Annotated in this window: 23 protein-coding genes and 1 tRNA gene; 9 read left to right on the top strand and 15 right to left on the bottom strand. The window is 36.0% G+C overall.

Annotation, left to right across the window (positions count from 1 at the left end; all coding sequences use genetic code 11):
• Positions 1 to 138: 138 nt before the first annotated feature.
• Together AC5P2S_RS12120 and pheA are read left to right on the top strand one after the other, a co-directional pair.
• The gene (locus tag AC5P2S_RS12120; RefSeq protein ID WP_494555031.1) at positions 139 to 921 is read left to right on the top strand and encodes a DUF2490 domain-containing protein; all 783 of its coding nucleotides are present in this window, start codon (positions 139 to 141) and stop codon (positions 919 to 921) included.
• Positions 922 to 1,099: 178 nt separating this feature from the next.
• A complete protein-coding gene (pheA, locus tag AC5P2S_RS12115; RefSeq protein ID WP_494555030.1) occupies positions 1,100 to 1,948 on the top strand; it encodes a prephenate dehydratase in 849 nt (282 codons plus the stop codon).
• A gap of 27 nt (positions 1,949 to 1,975) precedes the next feature.
• Here pheA and AC5P2S_RS12110 read toward each other — a convergent pair whose 3' ends face one another.
• From AC5P2S_RS12110 to AC5P2S_RS12100, 3 genes are all read right to left on the bottom strand, one after another.
• The gene (locus AC5P2S_RS12110) at positions 1,976 to 2,389 is read right to left on the bottom strand and encodes a hypothetical protein (RefSeq protein ID WP_494555029.1); all 414 of its coding nucleotides are present in this window, start codon (positions 2,387 to 2,389) and stop codon (positions 1,976 to 1,978) included.
• Positions 2,373 to 2,663, bottom strand: coding sequence for a hypothetical protein (locus AC5P2S_RS12105; RefSeq protein ID WP_494555028.1), 291 nt, complete (start codon positions 2,661 to 2,663; stop codon positions 2,373 to 2,375). The genes AC5P2S_RS12110 and AC5P2S_RS12105 overlap by 17 nt, the downstream gene beginning before the upstream one ends.
• A 95-nt stretch (positions 2,664 to 2,758) precedes the next feature.
• Positions 2,759 to 4,147, bottom strand: coding sequence for an APC family permease (locus AC5P2S_RS12100; protein WP_494555027.1), 1,389 nt, complete (start codon positions 4,145 to 4,147; stop codon positions 2,759 to 2,761).
• A 233-nt stretch (positions 4,148 to 4,380) separates the two neighbouring features.
• Here AC5P2S_RS12100 and AC5P2S_RS12095 point away from each other — a divergent pair, with 233 nt between their 5' ends.
• From AC5P2S_RS12095 to AC5P2S_RS12080, 4 genes are all read left to right on the top strand, one after another.
• Positions 4,381 to 4,782: an LNS2 domain-containing protein gene (locus AC5P2S_RS12095; RefSeq protein ID WP_283416817.1), complete on the top strand. Its 402-nt coding sequence runs from the start codon at positions 4,381 to 4,383 to the stop codon at positions 4,780 to 4,782.
• A 95-nt stretch (positions 4,783 to 4,877) separates the two neighbouring features.
• Positions 4,878 to 5,834, top strand: a complete 957-nt coding sequence (locus AC5P2S_RS12090; RefSeq protein ID WP_494557030.1) for a D-2-hydroxyacid dehydrogenase — start codon at positions 4,878 to 4,880, stop codon at positions 5,832 to 5,834.
• A gap of 165 nt (positions 5,835 to 5,999) precedes the next feature.
• Entirely contained in the window at positions 6,000 to 7,019 is a 1,020-nt protein-coding gene (locus tag AC5P2S_RS12085; RefSeq protein WP_494555026.1) for an asparaginase, read from the top strand.
• A 44-nt stretch (positions 7,020 to 7,063) separates the two neighbouring features.
• Positions 7,064 to 7,150, top strand: a tRNA-Ser gene (locus AC5P2S_RS12080).
• Between the two features lie 71 nt (positions 7,151 to 7,221).
• Here AC5P2S_RS12080 and AC5P2S_RS12075 read toward each other — a convergent pair.
• The 7 genes from AC5P2S_RS12075 to AC5P2S_RS12045 form a co-directional block, all read right to left on the bottom strand.
• Positions 7,222 to 8,205, bottom strand: coding sequence for a T9SS type A sorting domain-containing protein (locus tag AC5P2S_RS12075; protein ID WP_494555025.1), 984 nt, complete (start codon positions 8,203 to 8,205; stop codon positions 7,222 to 7,224).
• A 45-nt stretch (positions 8,206 to 8,250) separates the two neighbouring features.
• The gene (locus AC5P2S_RS12070) at positions 8,251 to 9,678 is read right to left on the bottom strand and encodes a T9SS type A sorting domain-containing protein (RefSeq protein WP_494555024.1); all 1,428 of its coding nucleotides are present in this window, start codon (positions 9,676 to 9,678) and stop codon (positions 8,251 to 8,253) included.
• Between the two features lie 158 nt (positions 9,679 to 9,836).
• Positions 9,837 to 10,679, bottom strand: a complete 843-nt coding sequence (locus tag AC5P2S_RS12065; protein WP_494555023.1) for a carboxypeptidase-like regulatory domain-containing protein — start codon at positions 10,677 to 10,679, stop codon at positions 9,837 to 9,839.
• Between the two features lie 19 nt (positions 10,680 to 10,698).
• On the bottom strand, positions 10,699 to 11,742 hold the full coding sequence (locus AC5P2S_RS12060; protein WP_494555022.1) for a S41 family peptidase: 1,044 nt from the start codon (positions 11,740 to 11,742) through the stop codon (positions 10,699 to 10,701).
• A gap of 90 nt (positions 11,743 to 11,832) precedes the next feature.
• The gene (locus AC5P2S_RS12055; protein ID WP_494555021.1) at positions 11,833 to 12,480 is read right to left on the bottom strand and encodes a response regulator; all 648 of its coding nucleotides are present in this window, start codon (positions 12,478 to 12,480) and stop codon (positions 11,833 to 11,835) included.
• 13 nt (positions 12,481 to 12,493) lie between these two features.
• Positions 12,494 to 14,305, bottom strand: coding sequence for a sensor histidine kinase (locus AC5P2S_RS12050; protein ID WP_494555020.1), 1,812 nt, complete (start codon positions 14,303 to 14,305; stop codon positions 12,494 to 12,496).
• A gap of 79 nt (positions 14,306 to 14,384) precedes the next feature.
• Positions 14,385 to 14,930 (bottom strand): hypothetical protein, encoded by a 546-nt coding sequence (locus AC5P2S_RS12045; protein ID WP_494555019.1) that lies wholly within the window; start codon positions 14,928 to 14,930, stop codon positions 14,385 to 14,387.
• 713 nt (positions 14,931 to 15,643) lie between these two features.
• Between AC5P2S_RS12045 and AC5P2S_RS12040 the strand changes: the two genes are divergently transcribed.
• The 3 genes from AC5P2S_RS12040 (at position 15,644) to AC5P2S_RS12030 (ending at position 17,370) form a co-directional block, all read left to right on the top strand.
• Positions 15,644 to 16,240 (top strand): Crp/Fnr family transcriptional regulator, encoded by a 597-nt coding sequence (locus tag AC5P2S_RS12040; RefSeq protein WP_494555018.1) that lies wholly within the window; start codon positions 15,644 to 15,646, stop codon positions 16,238 to 16,240.
• Between the two features lie 249 nt (positions 16,241 to 16,489).
• Positions 16,490 to 16,789, top strand: coding sequence for a hypothetical protein (locus AC5P2S_RS12035; protein WP_494555017.1), 300 nt, complete (start codon positions 16,490 to 16,492; stop codon positions 16,787 to 16,789).
• A gap of 68 nt (positions 16,790 to 16,857) precedes the next feature.
• Positions 16,858 to 17,370: a CinA family protein gene (locus tag AC5P2S_RS12030; RefSeq protein WP_494555016.1), complete on the top strand. Its 513-nt coding sequence runs from the start codon at positions 16,858 to 16,860 to the stop codon at positions 17,368 to 17,370.
• A 59-nt stretch (positions 17,371 to 17,429) separates the two neighbouring features.
• On the opposite strand, the gene AC5P2S_RS12025 is transcribed toward AC5P2S_RS12030, so the two are convergent.
• The 5 genes from AC5P2S_RS12025 to AC5P2S_RS12005 form a co-directional block, all read right to left on the bottom strand.
• Complete coding sequence (locus AC5P2S_RS12025) at positions 17,430 to 18,881, bottom strand: LptF/LptG family permease (protein WP_494555015.1); 1,452 nt, start codon at positions 18,879 to 18,881, stop codon at positions 17,430 to 17,432.
• 169 nt (positions 18,882 to 19,050) lie between these two features.
• Positions 19,051 to 20,676, bottom strand: a complete 1,626-nt coding sequence (locus AC5P2S_RS12020; RefSeq protein ID WP_494555014.1) for an NADP-dependent glyceraldehyde-3-phosphate dehydrogenase — start codon at positions 20,674 to 20,676, stop codon at positions 19,051 to 19,053.
• Positions 20,677 to 20,822: 146 nt separating this feature from the next.
• Positions 20,823 to 21,206: a DoxX family protein gene (locus AC5P2S_RS12015; protein ID WP_494555013.1), complete on the bottom strand. Its 384-nt coding sequence runs from the start codon at positions 21,204 to 21,206 to the stop codon at positions 20,823 to 20,825.
• 235 nt (positions 21,207 to 21,441) lie between these two features.
• On the bottom strand, positions 21,442 to 22,200 hold the full coding sequence (locus AC5P2S_RS12010) for a Rossmann-fold NAD(P)-binding domain-containing protein (protein WP_494555012.1): 759 nt from the start codon (positions 22,198 to 22,200) through the stop codon (positions 21,442 to 21,444).
• Between the two features lie 221 nt (positions 22,201 to 22,421).
• A complete protein-coding gene (locus AC5P2S_RS12005; RefSeq protein ID WP_494555011.1) occupies positions 22,422 to 23,129 on the bottom strand; it encodes a DUF6261 family protein in 708 nt (235 codons plus the stop codon).
• Positions 23,130 to 23,708 lie beyond the last annotated feature (579 nt).

Below are 23,708 nucleotides of genomic sequence, written 5' to 3'. Positions count from 1 at the left end.
GTTGAAATCTTTGTGCCTTACAACGTAATTTTCATTTTGAATGATTTTTTGCCTTTGCGTTAAAACAAAATACAGTTTGCCCAATTTGCTTTTGCCTTTCTGAATCATTAGTTTTGTAGAAATCGATAATAATTCAATATGATTTTCACTAAAGCAAAATTATTCTTTAGCGCATTATTCTTAGTTTCAATTTCAAATTCTTTTTCCGCGCAAAACCGAATCAGTAATCACAACAACATTGGCTGGTATGTTTATAACGGAACATTTAAATTAGATTCGAAATTCTCCATCCACACCGAATACCAGTGGCGAAGAAATGATTATATCACGACTTGGCAACAGAGTCTTTTGCGTCTGGGAATCAATTATCAGGCAAATCCGAATCTGCAATTACGACTTGGTTACGCTTGGGCAGAGACTTTTCCTTACGGTGAAATCCCTTTGAATGGAATGGGGAAAGATTTCACGGAACACAGGATTTATGAGATGGCAACGGTGACCGACAAGATTGGAAAAATCGATTTGTCGCATCGTTTTATGCTGGAACAGCGTTGGGTTGGGCGATATTCTAATACTAATCTGACTTCCGAAGACCAATATCCATTTATGAACCGAGCGCGGTATATGATTCGTTTGCAAATGCCTTTGAAAGGAACTTCAATTGCAGCGAAAACACCATATATAGCAGTTTACGATGAGGTAATGATTGGCTTCGGAAAAAATGTTGGCGAGAATATTTTTGACCAAAACAGAATCGGAGTTTTGTTAGGCTATAAATTCAATGATTTGGTAAGAGTAGAAGGTGGTTATCTGAATCAAATTGTTCAATTGGGAAGGGAAGTGGAAGGTAAAAATGTATTCCAATACAACAATGGTTTTATCGTAAGTGCTAATTTTAACTTTGATTTTTCTAAAAAGTAATTAACCACAAATCGCAGATTCGACTTAGTCAAAAAGCACAAAAGATTTTCTTCTCTATGTTTTCAAAAGTTCAAAAAGCTTGTAATTCTTAACGTTTCGTTTTTTGCACTCGATTATAAAATAATTTCAATATTTACTTTTGTGCCTTTGTGGTTCAAAAATTCTTTAATTTCGCAGAATGAAAATAGCATTCCTAGGACCCGAAGCCTCTTTTACGCAGTTGACCGCGACTCAATTATTCCCAAACGACGAATTGATTCCAAAAGCCAATATTTTGGATTGTTTTCTGGCAGTTCAAAATAATGAAGTGGATAAAGCGGTTGTGCCGTTGGAAAACTCAATAGAAGGAACGGTTTCTATGACGTTGGATTATCTTTATCAGACGCCGGAAATCAAAATTGAAGCCGAAGCGGTAATGCCGATTGCACATCATCTGATGATTCATCCAGGTCAAGAAAATGATACTGCAATTGAGAAAATCTATTCTCATCCTCAGGCGCTTGCGCAGAGTTTTCATTTCCTGAATGACAAATACCCCGACGTTCCAAAGCAGGATTTTGCATCAACTGCAGCAGCAGCAAAACGTGTTTCCGAAAATCCTGACAGAAAAATTGCAGCGGTTGCAAACAAATTTGCAGCAAATCTGTACGGCTTAAAAGTCATCCACGAAAATATCCACGATGTCGAGGAAAATCATACGAGATTCATTGTTATTTCTAAAACCGAGAATTCATATGAAAATGAAATGCAAAGTATCGGAAAAAAAACAGCGCTTCTGATTACGTTACCTCAAGACCACGCTGGTGGACTTCATCAGGTTTTGTCGGTTTTTGCGTGGCGAAATATGAACCTTAGCAAAATCGAATCCCGAACTTTGAAAACCAAATTGGGGAATTATTTCTTTTTTGTAACCGTTGTTGGCGATTGGAACAATGTTCTTTATGTCAATTCGATCGATGAGTTAAGAGCGATTGGTGCAGAGGTTAAGTTTTTGGGGAATTATAAGGAGTTTTTGTTGGGGAGTTAATTTTATAAAATTAAAAAAGATAAAGACTTACTGTTTTTTATTTTCATTCTCTTTAACTTTCATTTTTATTATAATTTTATCTAAATCATCATTTCCCCAATTTTTAATTAATTTATACATTGATTTTAAGAACCAAAATAATGAAAAAATTGTAAAAATTACAAAAATTGCTTTCCAAAATTCTTTACTTATTCCAAATGCTTCTTTAAATTCTGCAGTTAATAATGTTGTTATAAAAGATAATAATAATCCAAAAGGTGTCCACCAATCTCGTTGGGAAATTAAGTGTTCTTTTGTTTCCATTAAAATTAATTTAATTTTATCTTGTGTTGTAATAATTATTTCTTGATTAACATTTTTATGAATTGTCAAATTTTTTGACAATTCATCATTAATATCTACTGATAAACCCTGTTGAGTAAAATTATCTTGTTGATTCATCTGTTTTTATTTCAGTAGCTGGTAATAATCCTAAAACTCCTAAAGCGTGTTGACTAACAAATCCACAATTACTACAAACAATTGCAATTGTTGGTATAGCAGGGCCTCCAATTGACATTGAATTAAATTGAGTTTGCATAATATTATTAAAATATCCGTCAGCCATTATAAAATTTTTGTTTTGACACATCGGGCACGTTAATCCATTTTTCTTTTTCTCTAATGCTTCGGCAATTTTCTTTTTGTCTTCTATACTTAATATATTTTCACTCATCTTTAAATAATGGATTAAACAATTATTATTATTATTATTAATATTAATTTAGAATTTAATTTATCATTAAATCAAATGTAAAATTAAATTTTGAATTAGTGTGAATATTTTTTCTTATTAATAAAAAAATAAACAGGCAATCCAAGCAAAATCAATCCCAATCCTGGCCAAGTATATTGCGGTTTATAAATGAATAGCAGAATACAAAATCCAGTTCCAATCAAAAGATAAAGAATAGGCGTAAAAGGATAAAGAAAAGTTTTGTAACCTCTTTCCATCTCAGGTTTTTTGATTCTCAGATAGATGACACCAAAAACCGTAATCATATAAAACAAAACAATCACAAACGAAATCATATCCAGCAAATCACCGTATTGTCCGCTAAGACAAAGCAAACTTGCCCAAATTCCCTGCATCCAAAGTGATTTCGCAGGAACTCCGTTTTTATTATTTTCAACTGCAGATTTTAGAAATAATCCGTCTTTTGCCATTGTCTGGAAAACTCTTGCTCCGGCTAGAACTATTCCGTTCACACAACCAAAAGTCGAAATCATCACAAGAATTGCAATGATTATTGTTCCAGCATTTCCAAACATTTTTTCAGCAGCAGCAACGGCAACTCGGTCATTAGCAGCAAATGCGATAGAATCTCTGTCGAGTGCATTTAAGTAAACAAAATTCACTAAAAGATAAAGAATCATCACGGCAGAAGTTCCCAAAATCATTGCTTTCACCACGTTCTTTTTCGGATTTTCGATTTCTCCGGAAATGAAAGTCACATTTTCCCAAGCCACAGAACTGAAAACCGAACCAACCATCGCAGCGGCAATTCCGCCAAGAATAGTTGCTCCGGAAATACTTTTCCATTCGGTTTGTTTCAGATTTTGGAAAGCGTCCCAGCCAAAGCTCATATTAGAGTTCCAATTGGATTGAGAAATGAGAACAAAACCAAGAATGATCAAACCGAGAAGCGCAATAATTTTGGATGAGGTAAAAATATTTTGGAGAAGTTTTCCGCTTTCTACACCGCGAGTATTGACAAAAGTCAGAAACAGAATCACAACAATCGCCAGAATCTGAATCCAGGTTATCTTAAAGTCACCATTTTGAAAAATGGGAGCAGCGTCATTAAGTGCCGGAACAAGGTAGGCCGTAAATTTCCCAAATGCAACTGCAACTGCAGCAATTGTTCCGGTTTGGATAACAGTGAACATTCCCCAACCGTAGAGAAATCCCATTGGCTTCCCAAAAATCTCGGTGATGTAAGTATATTGTCCACCGGCTTTTGGAAATATTGCCGATAGTTCGCCGTAACTTATTGCTGCTGCCACAGTCATAACTGCAGTGATTAGCCAAACGACAATCAGCCAATAACCAGAACCAAGATTCCGCATGATGTCTGCGCTTACAATAAAAATTCCGCTTCCTATCATCGAGCCCATTACGATCATCACGGCGTCCCAAAGTTTGAGTTTTTTCTCCATAGTTTTTCTTTGAAATCAAATATATAAAAACTAATGATATCTTTTTCGGATGAATTATACCCGATAATTATCCCTCAAACTTAAAATTTTTTGGTTCAGAACTTATTTTAGTAAAAATAAAAGTAAATTATTCTTAAAAATTTTCTATAAAATGAACCTTTTGTTAAGCTTTTGATAATGATTTGTGAATTGGCATAGAAATATTTAATTTTGCAAACTTAATTTTGAACCTGATGGAATTAGAATACATAGAACATCTGAGCCCGATGCTGAAAGGTGATATTAAAAACTACCTGATCGATATTGATGGAACGATTACGGATGATGTCCCGAATGAAGAACCGGAAAGAATGATTACCTGCGAACCTTTTCCGGATGCGCTGGAAACAATCAACAAATGGTATGATGAGGGTCATCAGATTTGCTTCTTCACTTCCAGAACCGAGGATCTCAGACAGATTACAGAAGAATGGCTGGACAAACACGGATTCAAATATCACAGTGTGCTGATGGGCAAACCAAGAGGCGGGAACTACCACTGGATAGACAACCACCTTGTAAAAGCAACAAGATACAAAGGGAAATTCACGGATATGGTTGAAAAACAAGTGACCATAGAAGTTTTCCGTGACTAACAATATCAATGATAAACGATTGAATGATGAATGATTTAGTAATTCGGAATCAATTCATCATCAATAATCATTTATCAACTATCAATTATAATACTATGAAAGTACTTGCAAATGACGGATTGACACAGTCCGGAATAGATGCGCTTAAAGAAAACGGATTCGAGGTAATTACGGATAAAGTGCCTCAGGAAAATCTAATTACTTATATCAATGAAAATCAAATCACGGTTTTGCTTGTAAGAAGTGCAACAAAGGTGACGAAGGAAATGATAGATAACTGTTCAAGTCTGGAAATCATCGGTAGAGGAGGCGTTGGAATGGACAATATCGAAGTGGCCTATGCGAGAGAAAAAGGAAAGCATGTGATTAATACACCTGCAGCTTCTTCGGAATCTGTAGCGGAATTGGTATTTGCTCATCTTTTCTCAGGAAGCAGATTTCTTCAGGATTCGAACAGACAGATGCCTGTGAAAGGAAATACTGAGTTTGCAAAACTGAAAAAAGCTTACGAAAAAGGTGTTGAGCTGAGAGGTAAAACTATTGGAATTGTCGGAATCGGAAGAATCGGGCAGGAAGTTGCAAGAATCGCTCTTGGATTGGGAATGAAAGTGATCGCTTCTGATACCAGAATAGGAAAGGCAAGTGTACGCGTAGATTTCTACAATCAGCAATATATTAATGTGGAGATTGAAACAGAGCCGTTGGAGCAGTTGATCCAGCATTCTGATTTCATCACACTTCACGTTCCTGCTCAGAATGGGCCAATTATCGGTAAAGCAGAACTGGATAAAATGAAAACCGGTGCCGCGATTGTAAACTGTGCAAGAGGCGGCGTAATTGATGAGGAAGCTTTGATTGAAGCTTTAGACTCCGGAAAATTGGCGTTTGCAGGTCTTGATGTTTTCGAGAATGAACCGACACCTTCCGAGAAAATCCTGACACACCCAAAAATATCCTTAACGCCTCACACCGGCGCAGCAACAGAAGAAGCCCAGGACAGAATCGGAACCGAGTTGGCTAATCAGATTGCCAGTATCCTTTTGGTTAAATAATTTAACTTAAATATAAAATTAATGCTCGTTTTTAAACGGGCATTTTTTATTTTTCCGATTCATATTAAAATTTTACTTTTGCTGAGGTTTTTATGGCTGCTTAATTGGTGTGAGTTTATCCTGAGAAAGTAGGCTGCAGTTTTGACCTTCGAATCAAATTATTATATGAAAAGAAAAGTTCTATTGATCTATACCGGCGGAACAATCGGGATGGAAAAGGATTACACCACAGGCAGTCTCGTTCCGTTTGATTTTTCTACCATTTTCAAAAGAATCCCGGAAATGAATCTTTTGGAATGTGAAGTCTCGGTTCATCCATTCGAAAATCCTGTAGATTCTTCTGATATGGGACCGAAAGAGTGGCGGATGATTGCGGAATGGATTCATAAGAATTACGACACATTTGATGGGTTTCTGATTCTTCATGGGACAGATACAATGTCGTACACGGCTTCTGCATTGAGCTTTATGCTGAAAAATTTGGGCAAACCAGTGATTTTAACAGGTTCTCAATTGCCAATCGGAGATTTACGAACCGATGCTAAGGAAAATCTTCTGACAAGTCTATATTATGCAAGTCTCTATGAAAATGATGAAGCGGTTATAAAAGAAGTGGCTGTCTATTTCGAATACAAACTTCTCCGGGGAAACCGAAGTCTGAAATATTCTGCAGAATTTTTTGATGCTTATCAAAGTCCCAATTACCCTATTCTTGGACAATCCGGTGTTCATCTTAATATTGAAAAGGATTTGCTTTGGAAACCGAAAGGCGAATTCGAATTGGATACTTATCTCAATGAAAATGTTCTGTTCTACAGAATCTTTCCTGGAATGAACTTCGAATCTTTATTAGAATTAAAAACGCCGGAAGCTATTGTTTTGCAAGTTTTTGGTTCAGGAACTATTTTCAATAGTGATAAAACACAATTAGTTTTGCAAGAATTAAGAAATCGTGGAATTGAGATTGTGGTTATTAGTCAATGCATTTCCGGAGGCATCAGTTTTGGGAAATATAGCAACAGTAATATTTTCACAAAAATTGGTGCGATTAGCGGAAAAGATATGACAGCAGAGTCAGCGATTACCAAATGTATGCACATTTTGAAGAATCCAAAATACAATAAAAGTTTCTCAGAATTATTTAATAAAAATATTTGTGGAGAAATTACAGAAGAATTTCAATAATCCTTGGAGTAATCAGATATTTCATTATATTTGCATCCTCAATTAGAAAGGTGTCCGAGTGGTTGAAGGAGCTACCCTGGAAAGGTAGTATACGGGTAACTGTATCGAGGGTTCGAATCCCTTCCTTTCTGCAAAAAAGCGTTGATTTTCAACGCTTTTTTATTTTATAAATAAATTATATTTTGGTCGATAATTACCAAAATCAATGTTTTATCAATTTCTTGATGATTGTTATTCCCAATTTATTTTTAAATTCTATGAGATAGTTTCCTTTGGAAAGGCTTTTGAGATTGATAGTTTTTGAAGTGGTAAATTCCAAAATTCTTTTACCGGACATATCTTTTATCATTATATCAGAAACTTCTTCGGAAAGATTTAGAATATCTTTTACAGGATTTGGGTAAAGCACAATTTCTTTTTTATAGGAATCTTTTACGTCCATAAAATTACAATCCGTACTATAACTGGCAGTTACGTCTTTTGCCCAATTGATTTTACTGTTACTCTCTTCCACATTATCTACTTGGATACAGCTAAGATTGCTGTTACCTCTTGCCAACATTACCTGCAAAATCGAGTTCTTACCATTTTTAAGGTTCAGTTGTTTTAGCTGATTCCAGCCACAGGATAATTCTTTCAAGGCTAGATTTCCGCTTATATCCAAATTAATCAATTGATTTAATCCGCAATCCAAGCGTTCAAGATTCTTATTCAGATGTAAATTCAAATTAACCAAATTGTTTTCGTAACAGGCTAAATATCGTAACTCAAGGTTTTTGCTCAAATCTAATACAGCAATTTTATTAGCTGCACATAACAAAGTTTTCAGTTTCACAGTATGGCTTGTATTGAAACTTTTCAAATTATTATAATCACATCGCAAATCTTCTAAATTAATATTTTGGCTGAGGTCTAAAGTGGTCAAATTGTTTTTGTAACACCATAGTTTCGTTATGTTTACAAAGGTCTCTATTCCAGTCAGGTCAAAGATGTTCAAATCGCTACAGTCAATTGTTCCTGTAAAAGAAAATGCTTCGACAAGCTGGATTTCATTATCATTATTCGTATTGATGTCAGGATTTCCAACAAGATAGGATTTAAAATTAACATCCGGAATATTAACTATCTGGGCATTGAGATAGTTTAAAATTGAACTAATAATTATTAGGAAAGCTGTTTTTTTCATTTTTAATTTCAGAAGTCTGTCAGGTTTTTATTTTTTTTTGGAATTTTAATTCTTTATCAGTTTTTGAGTAATCATATTTCCCGATTTGTTTTTGAAAGAGACAATGTAAATTCCCTTCGAAAGACTTTCTGTGATTATGTTTTTTGAATAATTAGAAATCTGCTTTATTGTTCTCCCTGACATATCAGTTATTTTAATATCTGTCACATCTTCGGAAAAATGGAGAATTTCTTTTACTGGGTTTGGAAACATTTTGATGGGATTTCTTGCAATGTCGTTAGCAGATAGAACAAAACCGCAATTGGTATTGTAACTGGCAATTCCGTCTCTTTTTATCCAATTGGCTTCCGAATAGACGGCGTCATCTACCTGGATACAAGTAAGCGAAGTGTTTTTAGTGGAATCATATTCATAAAAATTGGCATTATTTCCATTTTTAACATTGAGAGATTGCAGTTGGTTGAAAGAGCAATTCAGGCTGGACAGTAAAATGTTATTGCTTAAATCCAAAGACTGCAGATTATTTTTATGACAAGATAAAAGTGATAAACCAGTATTCTTTCTTAAATCCAGAGAAGTCAATTGATTATCATAGCACATCAGCCATCCAAGATTCAGGTTTTGACTTAAATCCAAATTGGTCAACTGATTTTCATAACAGTCCAGCGCAAAGAGATTCGTATTTTTTGACATATCAAGAGTTGTCAGTTTGTTCGAACCGCATTGTAAATAGACTAATCCTGTATTTTGACTCACATCCAGACTGCTGATGAGATTGAGTTCGCATTGCAATACATTGAGATTTAGATTCTTGGTAACATCCAGATTCGTTAGTTTGTTTCCTGCACACTTTACAAAATCGAGATTCAGATTTTTTGTAATGTCAAGGTTAGTAAGTTTATTAGAAGAACAGTCAAAAGTCATCAACATCAGATTTTTGCTGACATCAATTGTATTCAATAGATTTTCATAACAATACAGCATTGTAAGATTTGTATTCTTGCTAATGTCGAGATTAGTAAGATGATTGAGATAGCATTTCAAATTGCCCAAATTTGTGTTTCTTGTAACATCTAAAGAAGTCAGCAGATTGGTACTGCAATCTAATTCGGTTAACTTTGTATTTTTACTGACGTCCAGATTAGCAATCCAGTTCTGAGAGCAATTCAATATTGCTAATTCTTTGTTTTTGCTAACATCCAGCGACTGAATCTTATTGGTATTACACCAGAGAACGGTTAGATTTATGAAAGCTTCTATTCCTGTCAAATCTTTGATGTCCATATTAGCACAATTGATAACACCAGTAAAAGCAGCCGCTTCGGACACCTGAATTTCAAAGTCGCCATTGGTATTGATTTCAGTATTGTATATTAAATAAGATTTGAAATTGGCATCAGGAATATTAACATTTTGTGCCTTAGAAATATGAAGCGTCAGTAAAAGGAAGACAAATAGTAGTTTTTTAAGCATAAGATTTTATTTTTTAATTTTTTAGAAATCGAAAAAACAGCACAGGCTTTACCAGCCTACAAGTTTTCTCCAGGTTAATTGATGATGAATTTTGAGTTTTAAAAAGCAGACAGATAGATAGCTGTCTGCTCAGAATTAAAATAGTATGATGAAAATGATTACTTGTTCATTATGTAGAAATAATATTCGTTTGGAGATAGCAGTCCGTTTTCATAATTGCCAGAGCCACCATCCGGACGGAAATAATATTCAGCATTTGGAGTAAAAGTATCCGGATTTCCAATTCCCAGATGCACAGATTGGCTTATCCCATTTTTCATACTGGAAGCGGTAATTTTATATTTCGTTGCAGGAATATCATTGATGTAATAAACCTGTCCCACGCCAGAAGCAATGATGAATTTCTTTTGTACAATTTTTCCTTCTGCTGACGTTCCATCGAGATATTTTGCACCAGATGCAGGAGTTAAAGTTATAGTAACCTCAGTTCCAGAAGGCATCTCATCAGCAAAAGAATTGTAATTGATGAACTTGACACTTCCTCCAAAATATCCTGTTCCATTTTGTGCGCTGACGGTTCTATCAGGGATTCTTCCATTTAGTTTCCACACAAAATTCTTAACGATACCACTTGCAGGAACGCTGAAAGCATCATAATCCTCATCTTTTTCCATACCCATTCTCAGCTGATAAGTGCCATTTTCCGTTGTTACTTCTTTCCACGCATACATTTTATATCCGCCGATGGCACTCACGGTTACGCTGTATTTGCCAGTCTCATCTGTAGTTGTGGTGTAATGTATATTGTTTCCGTTTGGATTTTCTACCCTGATTCTTGCACTTTTTATGGCATTTCCTGCACCGTCTTTCACGGTTCCTTGTATAGTGTATGGTTTTTCCGTTACATTATTTCCAGTGTCTGTTTCTGTAAGTGTATCGCCTTCTGTACAAGATATCAGAAGTGCTGCGAATAATAAGAGTATCATTTTTATTTGTTTCATTTTTTATAAATTTTGGTTGTTATTTTTGTTTCAAATATTCTATTGCTTTTTTTACTGCCTTATCATAATTGATGTTATTAAAGCTTTCATTACCTCTGATATAGACATCGGGCTTGATGATTTCCGGAAATTTTTTCTTTTTAGAATCGGCAATGTATGCTGTCGATATGCGGAAGTAAGTCTTATTATGATTAAAGACAAAACCATTGGTCGCATTGGCAAGTCCTGCTGTATCATCGCCAATTAGAATAGTATTATTTCTTTTGCTGAAAACCGCTGCGGTTATTTCTCCGGAGCTTCCTGTGCCGGAACCAGTTAGAACTGCAACTTGGGCATCGGGAAAATTTGGAATTTTATTATTAATATGAACCTGTACTTTACCATCCATCAAAAAGTCTCCGTCTCGGAAAGAAGATTCATCCTCGGATTGACCTTTGTTATTGATGTAATAGCTTATGATTCCATCTTTGAAAAATGGTGCCAGCCCAGCCAGCATCGGTCTGATATTACCGCCGCCATTTAGTCGGAGGTCAATTATCCATCCTTTTGGGTTGAGATTCTTGAGCTTCGCAACTTCATTATACAGCCAATTCCCATAACTGTTGATTTGTTCCTGCTTGGTAACGCCGATGTAAGGAACACGCAGATAAGCTATTTGACCAAGCATTTTTCCTTCGATGCGAGGTCCGCTTTTCCACCCAGCTTTTATAGAATCTGTATATCTGCTGATGAGATTTTTATTTTCAAGAACGTAGGATTGGTCAAGATGATAATAGGCGGCGTGTATATCTCCCAACGCATCGAAGGCGATTTTCATTGCTTCAAAAGCTTCCGATTTGTTTTTTGCAGTTTTAGCTTTCTCAAATACTTTTTTCTGAATTGATTTCCAGTTCACACGTTTGCTATACAGTGAATTGTCTTTTAAAATATGCAGACAGGAATCTAGATGTACACGTACAGAATCAGAAATCTGTGCTTTTACATAAGAACAAAACCCACTAAAAAGTAGCAGTTGAAAAAAAGTAATAAAATAAAAATTGCTTGTATTTTTTCGAAGTTTCATACTCGTTTTTTTCTGAGTACAAAATTATTTTGATTGCAAGTGCTGTACAATGAGCGCTTTTGCTCAAATTTCTGGGTAGTATTGCTTAGGCTAGAAATTCAGGTGCTCGATAGCAAATCGGAGCAAGCTGTTTTTACCACTTAAATCGAGTTTTTTCGCAATGTTCATCCTGTGGTTGGAAACTGTTTTCTCGCTCACGAACAGTTCTTCTGCTATTTCTTTTGTCGATTTGTATTGCGATATTTTTTCCATTATTTTTTTTTCCGATGGTGTGAGAAGCTCCAGTTGTAAGGTCGAATCATTACGATTCCTGTTTTTATTGTTTAGTAAATAGGAAGACATCTCCGGGCTGATGTAAGATTGAAATTTGTTGACTGCCGAAATCGCACTGATGATATCAACAACAGCATTTTCTTTCAAAACATAACCAGAAATACCAATTTCCAAAGCCTTCAAAAAAGTATCTTTTGCTTTGTGCATCGTCAGTAAAATGATGGCAACACCAGGTTTTTTCGCCAGAATTTGTTCGGCAACTTGTAATCCGTTTGCACCAGGCATATCGATATCCAAAATAGCGATATCAATTTCATTTTTCAAAGCAAGGTCAATCGCATCAGTTCCGTTGTCGGCTTTATGTACAACCTCCAGATTATCTGCATCTTCCAATACTTCCTGCAAACCTTTCAAGAAAATGGGATGGTCATCTGCTATTAATATTTTTATTTTTTCAATATTCATTTTCAATAATTGTTTATTGCAGAGGAATCAGAAATTCGAAAAGACTTCCTTTATTAAAATTAGAATCTACATTCATTGTTCCACCCAATATTTGTAAACGTTCTTTGATTCCCTTCAAACCGAAACCCATTTTATTTTCATCGGAACTAAACCCGATACCATCATCAGTAATGGTAATTTTGATTTGATTATCAATTTTTTTTATAATGATATAGATATTCTTTGCATCAGCGTGTTTGATAATATTATGAATGCATTCTTGTATGATTCTGTAAATGTTGATTTGGGCTTCATTATCAAAAAAGCTGTCGATATTTTGCAAATCAATGTTGTAATCAATTTCTGTGGTGTCAAAACTATCTTCCGCCATACTTTTAATTGAGCTTGTAAGACCTAATAGGTCTAATTGATAAGGCCTTAATCCGTAAGAAATATTCCGGATTTCCTGAATGACATCTGCAACATTCTGACTCAATGTGTCCTCCGATAGTTGTTGTGTTTCTTTTGTCTCTGATAATGATGTCCTGAGAATTTTGTTTTTTATTAAGACTAATTTCTGTCCCAGACTGTCGTGTAGTTCGGAAGCGATTCTTTTTCTCTCTGCTTCCTGCATGCTGATGAGCTCGCGTGAAAAGCGTGTTGCCTGCTGATATGCCTCATTTTGTAACCGTTCTTTTTCCTTCTTGTAGAAATTAAATTTGTTGGCAAGTGCAAAGGATAAAATCACGGATTCTATTGCGACTCCAATAAAAAGAGATGAGTCTGTCCAGTAATTCTCCGGGAGCAAACCTTTCATTTTCAATTCGTAAACGATACTTACAACAACTAAAATACCATAGCCACCAAGATAAAATGCCGCAGGAGCAAGACCGTTTCTATATGCGATAATTCCAGCAATAACCCAATAGATGCAAAGCATAAAAATCAAAGTGGCGGATTGTAATATAGCAATTCTGTACCAGCCCAATGCGTAACAAATCAATGGGATAATGCATATTAATAATAGCGGTAAGCGGAGTTTGTAAATCAATGGAGCATATTCTTTGGATTGTAGAAATGAATTGGTGAAAAGAATACTGAAAAAACACATTACCGGAAGAACTGTAGTTGTATTGATCCAATCCGGAAATGGTAAAACCGCCTGTATGTATCCTGAAACCAGATTGTTATGGAGTATTGCCGCAGAGATATAGCCGATATAATGCAGATAAACTTTTTCCCGTAGCATAAAATATACAAACAGATTATACAATAACAGCGCAACAGCAATGGCCGTAAAAAATCCGTCACCAAAAGATGTGAAAGTTTTATCTTCATACAACTTTTGCATAGTTCCAATGCTCATAGAAGTCCTGATAAGGGTTTTGCTTGTGGAACGTATAAAAATTGTTTTTTCTGAGTTTTTGAGAATAGTAATTGGAAATATAAGGTTATTGGACGCCACAGATTCATGATTGCTATGATTATTGACGTTCAAAGTGAGAGATTTTACTCTGCCATCTTCATTTATTTGGTAAATAGAAATGTTATGCATAAATCCCGCTTTCACTTCCAAAAACCATTGAGTTTCATTGGTTTTGTTAGAAATATTGAAACGATACCATATAGCATCGGAGAGATTGCCTAAAAAATCAGGGACTTTATCTTCTGCTTTTACAAAAGTCTTACTTGCGACACTCTCGAAATTTAATGATGCATCTTTGTCTTCAAGGTAATAAGGATAATCAACATCGTATTTTTTCAGCGTATCCGAAAGTACGATGCGCTGCGCAGAAACAGGCAGGCAAAACATTATCAGAAGCAGAGAAAAAATAGATATTTTCATACGCCTCAAAGATAATGAATAAGCCTAATTGCTTTTATGGGTAGTATTTCTCATTTTTATGAGAAAACGGTAAAATCTCTTATTTCACTTTTTCTAAAAGATACAACTTAGCACCTGAAAAAGCTAGTTTTGGCATTAGATTACCTTCAAGAATCATTGTTTTGCTGTTGATATCGATGACAGATATATAATTGCTGGAATTGTACTCGATGTAGTTTTCTTTCTCTTTAGTCAAAGGATTTTTTCCAAATTCGAAATCATACTTTTGCCAGTCTTCTTTCTCGGTGCTGCAATGTACCGGTTTGAATTTGGATTTTTTGGAATTGAAGATAATCTGGTCAAAACCTTCTGCACAATCACTATTAAAGGAACAGTCAGGGGTTTGGTCATTGCTGAAGGTTTCAAACGAACCTTTGTAAACACCGACAACTTTCCAGGTTCCGTCGATACGGTCTTCATCAATTTTTCCGTTGGCTTTGCTTACCGCCCAGCTTACACCTTTCACCGTTCCTTTTACCGTTTTGTAACCAACTTTTGCAACACCTTTTACTACCTTTGCAGCAGTAGAAACAACACACGACTGCAAAATTGCAACGGTACAAACAGAAAGAATTATTTTTCTCATAACATCAGTTTTGTTTTACGAATATAGATACTTTATCGTCGCAATTCAAAAAAAATAAATTATTGTCAGTCATTATTTAATTTTCATTGTGTAATGAAGTATTATAAATTGTCTGTAATTTAAATGGTTATATTTTTAATAAAATTTATTTTACAATTAAATCTCTCATTCATTACGAATCTTTAATTTTCAGATTTTAACGGCCTTCACTATTGTATTTGTTTATATCATTGCATTTTTTTTTATAATTTAATTTTGTTATTGTTAATTATTTTAGTTGTAAAGTTGTAATGTTTGACTAATTTGTTAATTAAGGTGTTTTATTGATAATCATAATAGATTAATTTTTTGTTTTATGGAATAGATGTTGTTGCGGATGTAATTATAAAAAATAATTGTTATGAAAAACTTAATGTTCACAATTCTCGGAATAATGATATTTGTCCTGAGTTGTTCAAAAAAAGACACAGGCTATCAAAACAGCGGCGTTGACTCTAGTACTGTTACACAGGATAATGCAGCCACTAACAATCAAGCAGGTGCAGATACAGCATCTATTAGAACTGATACAGCGACAACTCGAGTCGATTCTGTTCAGAGACGTTAAGCAGTCGTTATCCTAAAGGATATACACTCAATCAAATCATATTTTCTCCTGATTTCACCAGTTGTGAAGAATTCTAAAATCATAAGAAAATTAAAATTAATCTATTATGATTATCAACGAAAACATTTTACAAGCAATGGGTGCGGAAATTGAAAATTACAATATTTCCGAAAACATATTCTCAGAAGGAGATACCCCGAACCATTATTATCAGATTGTCGAAGGTAAGGTAAAACTGAATAATTACAACGAAGAAGGTAAAGAGATTCTCCAGAACATCCTTGAAAAGGGACAAAGTATTGGAGAGTCTTTACTTTTCATGGATAAAAGTTATCCTATGAATGCAGTTACCACAACAAATTGCAAAATTCTCAAGTTACCGAAAGCTCAGTTTTTCAAAATGTTGGAAAAATACCCGGAGACTTGGATGGATATTAACAGATTTATTTCTGAGAATTTGTATTTCAAGCAAATAATGACACAGAATATGTGTTCACAAAGTCCTGCTGTTAAACTGAAAATCCTTATGGATTATCTTAAAAGTTCTAACCGGGTCAAAGAACCTTTTTCTTACCAGATTCCTTTTACAAGGCAACAAATGGCAAATCTTACCGGCCTTTGTGTGGAAACAACAATAAGGACATTGAAGGTAATGGAAAAGAAAAATATCCTGAAAATTCGTAATAGGAAAATATTATATTAGAATTTATTTTCATTGATATGATTTGGATCATAAACTGACAAATGTCATGTTTTGTAACTTTGGAATACAATAATAGAAAGTCTCTTTTTTTAAGAGAAATGAAATGCACTTTATTATATGTCTTCGTTTAATGCCGGAGATGTATAAGTTACAACAGACTCTTATCAATCCATTCTTTTCGAGGTTGCCTCTCATCAACATTGGTTGGTTGGGAGGCAGTCTCTTCTAACTTCCAAAAAAAACAGAACTATGAACTGTGAAAAACTACAAAAATCCCTGAAATCCGAAAGCTTTCTGAATGTAATCAACAACGGAAAAAAGTTTGAAAAAGAAGCTATTGTATATGCGAAGGAAATAAATCATAATATATTTCTCTTATTTGTGATTCTTAAAGGTTTAGACATCAACAGAATATACGCATCTATTGCAAATTTTGATTGCTTTGAAAGTATAGGTTGTAAAGATCCGATCCAATTGATGTTTCATTTGACGATAAACAAGAAGGAAGATTTTCATTATTTTGAAAAATATGTTAATGTCTCGATTTAACATAATCTGGCAAAGCTTTTGTTAGGCAGAAATAGATAATATATATAATTACACAAAAAATCAAACTTATGGAATTTCCAAAGATACTATTAGACAAAATCAGCTATTATCTGATCGACAGAAATGAGACAATTTCTATTGCAGAAAGCGTAACATCGGGATTCGTACAGCTGGCTTTTTCTCAGATGCCTGATGCAGAACGGTTTTTCAGAGGAGGATTAACGGCATATACTCTGGAAGAGAAAGTAAAACATCTTGGTATCGATCCGGAGCAGGGCAGATCCGCCAACTGTGTTTCAAAAGAGATCACGGATGCAATGGCGCTTAATGTGGCCAAAAAATTCGGTACAGATTGGTCTATCGCAACAACGGGTTATGCAACGCCGGTTCCCGAGTCTGGTGAAGAGATCTTTGCTTATTACAGTATTTCTTATTTAGGCGAGATTGTCCACTCTGACAAGATTGAGTTACATCCGCTGACCAAAGCAATAGACGCTCAAAATTATTTTACAGAATGTATACTGAGCTGTTTGCGATGCGAAGTCAAAACACATCTTTTGCAATTGGCTTTTAAAAATTAATCTTTTCTTTCTTCTTCATAAGAAACCTCTGGCAGAATATTCTTTCAGAGGTTTTTTATTTATTGATAACGTTGGTGTTCTTTCGGTTTGGAGAACTTTTCAATAATCGGTTTGAAAAGTGCTCTGTATTTTTCAATATCGAAGAGCTGTGAGTCAGTCAGGGCTTTATAAGTCAGCCAGACACTGAACGGGAATAAAACCATATTCGGGATCCAGGTTGCAAGATAAGGATTCATAGATCCTTTCCATGACAAGTTTTCTACAGACAAATTCAAAACGTAAAAGATGATGAAAATGACAATGGCAATGATAACTGGTAGTCCCATTCCTCCCTTTCTGATGATTGACCCCAGGCTGGCGCCAATCAAAAAGAAGATAACACATGTGAAGGAATATGAAACAATCCTTTGTTGATAGATAACAATCTTGTTGTGTTGTTTTACAGTATCTCTGATCGAGTTCTCATTAGAATCTATACTTGTTTTCAGGGCTTCTATTTTGTTGTAGGCGCCCCAAAGCACTTCTAGTTTTTTATCTTTTTTAAGTGTATCTATTTTATAAGGTTCCTTGATTTTATTTTTCGCTTTCGTTTTATCGATGTATTGAACATAATTATTGGTTTGCGAAATAACAGGCGAAGCAATAGAAGTTAGGGTTGTAATATTATCTTTCCTGTTTTTTTCCAGAGTTTTTGCAACTTCATTATAAGTCTGGAAACGATAATCGTCCGTAATTTTTTCTTTCTCGATTGCATTGTTAATCAGCTCACTTATGTCAAAATGATTCACCAGGCTATCGAATCTCACCGATTGATTCGGTTGTTTCAGTCTGTCATTATAAGACTTGTTAGAGATGTCATCTGTAAAAACATAGCCATCATAGAGAATCAGTTTCAGATAATTTCTGTCAACTGCAGGCGCAAATTTTCCCTTTTTTGCAATAATAGTTTGCTGATCATCATAAGCACTTGCGTTCTTATGAAGAAAAACACCTTCCAATTTCTCACCCTTTTCACCATAGATTTTATCAAATTTTACCGAGTAACCCGAAATCTGATCTATGAAAACACCAGGAGTAAAATTGATCGCAGGTTTGGAAGAGATTATATTGAACATCATATTCTTCGCTTTCCTCTGAAAATCAGGAATAATGTTATTGGAAAAGAAGAAGAGGGCGACAGAAAGCAGGGATACCGTTACGAAAAGCGGCATCATTACACGCACAAGCGAGATTCCCGCAGCTTTCATCGCGGCCAGCTCATAACGTTCTCCAAAATCTCCAAAGGTCATGATAGAAGATAGTAGAATGGTAAGTGGCAAAACCATACTCACAACACTGATTCCCAGATAGAAAAGAAACTTGGTGATTTCCCAATAGGTAAGACCTTTTCCTGTAAGCTGTGACATCTGAGTCCAGATAATGTTCACAATAAAAATGAAAAACAATACACTGAAAATAAACAGAAATGGCCCGAAAAAAGTCTTGATGATATATTTGTCTAATTTTTTCAATTCAGAAATTTAGACTTCAAAAATACTGCAAAAAAAACAATACTGAAATCGAATCCGGAATTTTAGCAATTTTTTATAAACTGCTGTAACATATAAATAAAATCCGCAGCTAATCTCAACTGCGGATAGAATTTGAAAGGTCTAAAGCCAGAAATAGATCTGGCATTTTTTAGAAAATATAATCGGTACTCAGGAAGTTAGAATCATGGTCTCTGACAATCGTGTTCAAAAGCTCTTTATTTGAATCGGTGATTTTTGCCGCTACCAATGACCGGATTGAGAAAGATCTCAACGCATCAAAAACAGACAACGTTCCTTCCGCACTATCTTTTCTTCCTGTGAAAGGGAAAACATCTGGCCCACGTTGAGCCTGACAATTGATGTTCACACGGCTAACAAGATTCACAAAAGGATCAATCAGTTTTGAAACTTCCATTGCATCTTCACTGAAGATACTGACCTGCATCCCATGGTCTGCGTTCACTTGGTAATCAATTGGTTCTTCAATCGTTTCAAACGGCACAACAGGAATCACCGGTCCGAATTGCTCTTCGTGGTATAATTTCATTTGATCATTAACCGGATAAACCACTGCTGGGAAAACAAAAGAAGCTTCGTTGTAACCACCATTTTCGTTCAGTACTTTAGCCCCTTTTGAAACAGCATCTGCGATACATTCTTCCAGATAAGGCGGTTTGTTCACTTCAGGCAGTGGTGTAATTTTTACATCTTTTTCCCAAGGCAATCCTCCTTTCATTGCAGAAACGGCTGCCGTTAATTTTTGAGTGAATTCTTCCGCCACATCTTTCTGAACAAATATCAGTTTCAAAGCAGTACATCTTTGTCCATTGAACGATAGCGAACCTAAAATACATTCGCTAACAGCAACATCCAGATTGGCGTTTTTAGTAACAATCGCTGCATTTTTTGCATCAAGACTTAGAATTGCTCTCAATCTGTTCACTTTTGGATGCAGTTTTTTCAAACCATTTGCGACTTTACTTGATCCGATGAAAGCCAGAACATTCACTTTACCGCTTTCCATAATCGGCGTTATGATTTCTGAGCCTTTTCCGTACAATGTGTTTACAGTTCCCTTTGGAAAGGCTTCCTGGAAAGCTTTCAATAATGGATAATGCGCAAGAACACCGTGTTTTGGAAGTTTAAACAAAATCGTATTGCCCATAATCAAAGCAGGAATCAACGTAGTGAAGATCTCATTCAAAGGATAATTAAATGGTCCCATACTTAGAACTACGCCAAGTGGTGCTCTACGGATTTGAGCAATTGTTCCTTCTGCTTGTTGGAAACGGGATGATTCTCTGTCCAGATCTTTTAAAGCATCAATAGTTTGGTTGATGTAATCTACAGTTCGGTCAAATTCTTTAGTAGAATCGGGTAGGGTTTTGCCAATTTCCCACATTAGTAATTTGATGACCAAATCACGCTCTTTGATCATCAGGTAAACAAACCTTTGCATACACTTGATTCTGCCTTCCACAGACATGGTCGGCCATTCGCCAAGTCCATTGTCATAAGCTTTTACACAAGCGTCTAAAACATCAAGGGCTTCTTTTGGTCCAATATTCGGGATGCTTCCCAGTAGCTTTCTTTCCAAACCGTTTTCCGTAGGGATGCAAACCGGCGAATAGATTTCTGTCACGTCGCCATTCCATTGAACCAGTTCTCCGTTGAGAAGGTATTCTCTCTGATGAATTATTGGGACTTTATATTCTTCCGGGATTTCGTTTTCTGATTTGAATAAATTGTTAAAATTGGATTGTATTGAACTCATAGTTTTTGATTTGAATTAAAATCGATTTTTCGAAGTATAAATTTAGAGTTTAAAATTCATTTTGGAAATAAAAGAATTATTGATTTATTCTATTCGAAAATAAAAAACTCAACTTAATGCTGAGTTTATAATGGATTCCAATAGTATTAATCTGTTGATTTGATTGCCCAAAGTAACAATAACGGCTGCATAAATAATCTGGCAAATCTTTTATTATCGGTATTAAGGCCAAAGGCGTTTCTCCTTTCTTTGTATTGGGTGTAATTTCCGGGAAAAACAGCTGTAAATAGTCCTGCCGCAACTTTCCCCACTAGAGATTCATATTTCTTTGGAGCAGCAATAATAGCCGTTCCAATTGCAATTTCCACAATGCCGGAATAGACAACGGTATCATCTTTTTCCAACGGAACCCATTCCGGGACCTGTGCCTGGAATTCTTTTCTTGCGAATGTGAGATGCCCGATTCCTGCGGAAATCAGCATTGCACCTAATCCGTATTTTGCGATAGTTTTGATTGTATTGGCTTCCATAATGAACGATTTTATAGATTAGGTTCAAGAATGATTCCAAAGGTTGGGAGGGGATGTTAAAATATCTTTAAGATGCTTTGTTTCTCGCATATATATTTTGACACTTTGACAGAAGTTTTTTTGAAGCTATCGGTATACTCCTTCTATACCCAAAATATGTTTTTGTTGGCTTTGGATTTTGGATGATTTTTGACAGTTTGGCAGTGGAAGTTTTTGTTGTTATGAGCAGTAAAATCTACAAATGAAAATACCGCGGATCGGGATATTGAAACTCAAAATCCAATTCTTGAATCAGCTTTTCGGGCGAAATGGTTCTGCCTTTGGTAGCGCGCTCACCAGAGTAGGAGAGCCCTTTCTGGGCATTGATGACTTCTTCTTTACTGGGATGGATAGGCGCTACGATGTTGTAAACCTTGGATTGGGATTTTTGCTCCAGCATTTTTTCGATGGCGGAACAGATATCGGCGTAATGGATGTGGTTTACCAAGTGATCGGGATTGGAGATGTTGTAATTCTTGAGGAGTCTATTATCGCCCATCAAACCAGCCAATCTCAGGATATTGGTTTGAGGGAATCTTTCCAGAATAAAACTTTCACTTTCCACTTCCTGTGCCGGCAGGTATTCCTCTATAAATTCTTTTTCAATCTGAGGATAAACGCCGGTCGAACTCATTAAAAACAATTGACCTTTGTAATTGCCAAGGAAATTGAGGAGGTTCTGGCGTTTGTGACTCATTGGAATCTGTGCGCCCCGGATTCCGGAAAACGGAACGCTGATGATGATGGCGTCCAGATCTTTGGCGACTGTCCAAGGTTGCATCTCAGCATCTAACGTATCAGGAAAACTGGTCAGAGTGGCGTGGTAGCCTTTATTGTTGAGTTCTTGTGCTTTGGCAGGTGTTGTTGTGGTGGCGAAGATTTTATATCTGCCCAATAGTCTTTCTGCGATGTGATTGCCGAGCCAGCCGAAGCCTATTATTCCTAGGTTTTGCATTGTTTTGATTACATTACGCTACTTGAACGGACGAGGAGCTTTAATATTAAGACTTCAAAAATATCAATTAAAATCCATACAGTTTGTCATCCCGTAGGTATCTCAAGTCTTAAAAGAATAGCTTGGGAAAATTTAGAGCTTAGATCCCTACGGGATGACAAAAATGATGGTTGAAGTGCTTGTTCAGAACAAAAAACTCAGCATTGCGCTGAGTTCGTGGATTATGGATTGTTGCCCTGGTCATTATCTTTCGGTTTCTGATCCGAGTTCTTGGCGGCCTTCACCAGCTCATTGGTGTCGCTGTAGAGCAGTTCCCAACCCGGAACCTCTTTCATCACCGTCAAAAGATTAAGATACGCTTTCAGATTTTTCTCCAGATCTTTCCGGATGGCAGAGGCGCTGGTCATCTGTCTCAGGTCTGCGTTGGCTTCTGCCTGATCAGCGAATAACGTTTCGAAAGCCTCGTGCTTGCTCTTCATCTCTCCAAATGCTGCATCCAGGGAAAGGGTTTTCAGCTTCTGTATATTTTCTGCTGTTTCCAGGATCTCTATCAGCTTTTTCATCTGGGCTGTTTGGGAAGAATAGCTCAAACGGTCGAGGTCCAGTCCGAAGGTTTTGAAGATGCCATACAGATCCACCGCTGACTGATAATTGGGTGCGGAAGGTAGTTGTCTGTAACCATTGAGAAACGCTTTCAGATTTTTGTAGGCAACATCTCGCTCATGGTCTGCCGTGGCAACATCTTTTCCTTTTCCGCTGTAGATCTGCTTGGTATAGACCAGGTCATAACTGGCGTAGGAGGTCTGCAAAGTTGCCGTAAGAGGATGGTTGGTGATCACAGGATATTTCCCTGACTGGATGTTGCTGAGAATTCTCTGAGCCAAAGTCGCAAGGTCTTTGGTGCTCAGCTTAGTGAGTGCAATTTTCATCTATTTGTATTTTTTGATTAATTAATTAAACCAAATATATAAAAACTTCTTTAATTACAAACAAGCTTGTTTCAAATCAACGGAGTCTTCCGGAAGTCACAAACACTATTGTTTTAAATCAAAGAAGTCCTCCGGAGATTCCCAGCAACTTGCAGGAGACTTCCGGAGGACTACGGAAGTTACAAATAGGATTGTTTTAAATCAACGGAGGTGTTGGGAGATTTCCCGCAACTTTTGGGAGATTTCCGTAGGACTACGGAAGGAATAAACATAATTGTTTTAAAACAAATAAGAGCTTTTGGTGGCGCGAGCTTCTAGCTCGTGTATTTATTTATTTTTGGGTACGAGCAAGATGCTCGCACTAGCGGGGGTTATCATAATCAATTCAACAGATTGCTTCGTCGTTCCTCCTCGCAATGACGTCTCAAACAAACGCTCATCCACAAAATTTGGCAGCGTCACTTTTCAAATTATACCGCGGCTGGGAATTCCCCTCCTCTGGAGGGGTGGCAGAAATTCAGAGAATTTCTGACGGGGTGGTTCTCAATTTCTCCACCTGAAAGAAAAAACTTAAATTCA

Source organism: Epilithonimonas sp. 33E, assembly GCF_059372615.1.
This window is presented reverse-complemented; position numbering and strand designations above follow the sequence as displayed.

What these genes read in the sequence shown, in the direction of transcription:
- pheA (WP_494555030.1), top strand. Translation starts at nt 1,100, where the DNA reads ATGAAAATAGCATTCCTAGGACCCGAAGCCTCTTTTACGCAGTTGACC.
- AC5P2S_RS12045 (WP_494555019.1), bottom strand. Translation starts at nt 14,930, where the DNA reads ATGAGAAAAATAATTCTTTCTGTTTGTACCGTTGCAATTTTGCAGTCG.
- AC5P2S_RS12070 (WP_494555024.1), bottom strand. Translation starts at nt 9,678, where the DNA reads ATGCTTAAAAAACTACTATTTGTCTTCCTTTTACTGACGCTTCATATT.
- AC5P2S_RS12005 (WP_494555011.1), bottom strand. Translation starts at nt 23,129, where the DNA reads ATGAAAATTGCACTCACTAAGCTGAGCACCAAAGACCTTGCGACTTTG.
- AC5P2S_RS12075 (WP_494555025.1), bottom strand. Translation starts at nt 8,205, where the DNA reads ATGAAAAAAACAGCTTTCCTAATAATTATTAGTTCAATTTTAAACTAT.
- AC5P2S_RS12020 (WP_494555014.1), bottom strand. Translation starts at nt 20,676, where the DNA reads ATGAGTTCAATACAATCCAATTTTAACAATTTATTCAAATCAGAAAAC.
- AC5P2S_RS12100 (WP_494555027.1), bottom strand. Translation starts at nt 4,147, where the DNA reads ATGGAGAAAAAACTCAAACTTTGGGACGCCGTGATGATCGTAATGGGC.
- AC5P2S_RS12030 (WP_494555016.1), top strand. Translation starts at nt 16,858, where the DNA reads ATGGAATTTCCAAAGATACTATTAGACAAAATCAGCTATTATCTGATC.
- AC5P2S_RS12055 (WP_494555021.1), bottom strand. Translation starts at nt 12,480, where the DNA reads ATGAATATTGAAAAAATAAAAATATTAATAGCAGATGACCATCCCATT.
- AC5P2S_RS12060 (WP_494555022.1), bottom strand. Translation starts at nt 11,742, where the DNA reads ATGAAACTTCGAAAAAATACAAGCAATTTTTATTTTATTACTTTTTTT.
- AC5P2S_RS12110 (WP_494555029.1), bottom strand. Translation starts at nt 2,389, where the DNA reads ATGAATCAACAAGATAATTTTACTCAACAGGGTTTATCAGTAGATATT.
- AC5P2S_RS12085 (WP_494555026.1), top strand. Translation starts at nt 6,000, where the DNA reads ATGAAAAGAAAAGTTCTATTGATCTATACCGGCGGAACAATCGGGATG.
- AC5P2S_RS12065 (WP_494555023.1), bottom strand. Translation starts at nt 10,679, where the DNA reads ATGAAACAAATAAAAATGATACTCTTATTATTCGCAGCACTTCTGATA.
- AC5P2S_RS12015 (WP_494555013.1), bottom strand. Translation starts at nt 21,206, where the DNA reads ATGGAAGCCAATACAATCAAAACTATCGCAAAATACGGATTAGGTGCA.
- AC5P2S_RS12010 (WP_494555012.1), bottom strand. Translation starts at nt 22,200, where the DNA reads ATGCAAAACCTAGGAATAATAGGCTTCGGCTGGCTCGGCAATCACATC.
- AC5P2S_RS12105 (WP_494555028.1), bottom strand. Translation starts at nt 2,663, where the DNA reads ATGAGTGAAAATATATTAAGTATAGAAGACAAAAAGAAAATTGCCGAA.
- AC5P2S_RS12090 (WP_494557030.1), top strand. Translation starts at nt 4,878, where the DNA reads ATGAAAGTACTTGCAAATGACGGATTGACACAGTCCGGAATAGATGCG.
- AC5P2S_RS12120 (WP_494555031.1), top strand. Translation starts at nt 139, where the DNA reads ATGATTTTCACTAAAGCAAAATTATTCTTTAGCGCATTATTCTTAGTT.
- AC5P2S_RS12035 (WP_494555017.1), top strand. Translation starts at nt 16,490, where the DNA reads ATGAACTGTGAAAAACTACAAAAATCCCTGAAATCCGAAAGCTTTCTG.
- AC5P2S_RS12040 (WP_494555018.1), top strand. Translation starts at nt 15,644, where the DNA reads ATGATTATCAACGAAAACATTTTACAAGCAATGGGTGCGGAAATTGAA.
- AC5P2S_RS12095 (WP_283416817.1), top strand. Translation starts at nt 4,381, where the DNA reads ATGGAATTAGAATACATAGAACATCTGAGCCCGATGCTGAAAGGTGAT.
- AC5P2S_RS12050 (WP_494555020.1), bottom strand. Translation starts at nt 14,305, where the DNA reads ATGAAAATATCTATTTTTTCTCTGCTTCTGATAATGTTTTGCCTGCCT.